Source organism: Acinetobacter sp. UBA3025, from assembly GCF_002367915.1.
Taxonomy (GTDB): domain Bacteria; phylum Pseudomonadota; class Gammaproteobacteria; order Pseudomonadales; family Moraxellaceae; genus Acinetobacter.
On the sequence record NZ_DFDO01000284.1, the window covers coordinates 425 to 1318 of the forward strand.

1 protein-coding gene is annotated in these 894 nt (G+C 45.2%); it reads left to right on the forward strand.

From position 1 onward, the window contains the following. Window positions 1-894, forward strand: an 894-nt coding sequence (locus tag B4J23_RS11940; protein WP_291360884.1) for an MFS transporter, incomplete at both ends; no start/stop codon positions are given.

Sequence of the window (894 nt, forward strand, 5' to 3'; positions counted from 1 at the left end):
ATTATGAAAATCTGTTTATTTCTCGCCATTCCGATGCCTCTCATTCTCTGGTCACTATTTCATTATCATGGCTTAGGAAACCTCAGCACCAGTCAATTATCTTGGGGAATTTATGCCGTCATTTTCTGTCTGGGCACCATCCGTGGCTTTTATAATCCTTCAGCAACTTCACTGAAACCCTTTCTGATTCCACGTGCACTCTATGCCAATGGTGCAACCTGGACCACAATTGGCTGGCAAAGTGGTGTAATTATCGGGCCGATGCTCGGTGGTTTTATGCTGGCGTTTTTAGGTCGGGAAACCAGTCTTCTAACTGTCGCAGTACTGGTCAGCATCTGTTTTGTTCTGATTAACTTACTGCAAAAGCGCGATTTTCCTAAAATTGAAACTGAAAATGTCCTGCATAGTCTGGGCGATGGTTTCCGCTTCATCTGGAACAGTAAAATTGTATTGTGGTCGATTTCTCTAGATCTGGTTTCGGTACTGTTTGGTGGGGTGATTGCCCTCTTACCGATTTTTGCAGAGGATATTCTAAAAGTTGGTCCTGAAGGTTTGGGTTATTTACGGGCTGCTCCTTCAATTGGTGCGCTGATAACCATGATTGCCCTAACCCGCTTTCCGCCTACGCAACATGCCTGGCGTAATATGTTGCTTGCAGTCGCAGGTTTCGGTGTCTTTACCTTGCTATTCGCTTTTTCCAACTCGATGTGGCTATCTCTGTTTGCTCTTGCCATGACTGGTGCATGTGACAGTATTTCAGTAGTGATTCGCCAGACGATTTTACAGATTTACCCACCCGATAATATGCGTGGCCGGGTTGCTGCAGTAAACGGCATGTTTGTCTCATCCAGTAATGAACTGGGTGCTTTTGAGTCTGGTCTGGTTGCGAAATAT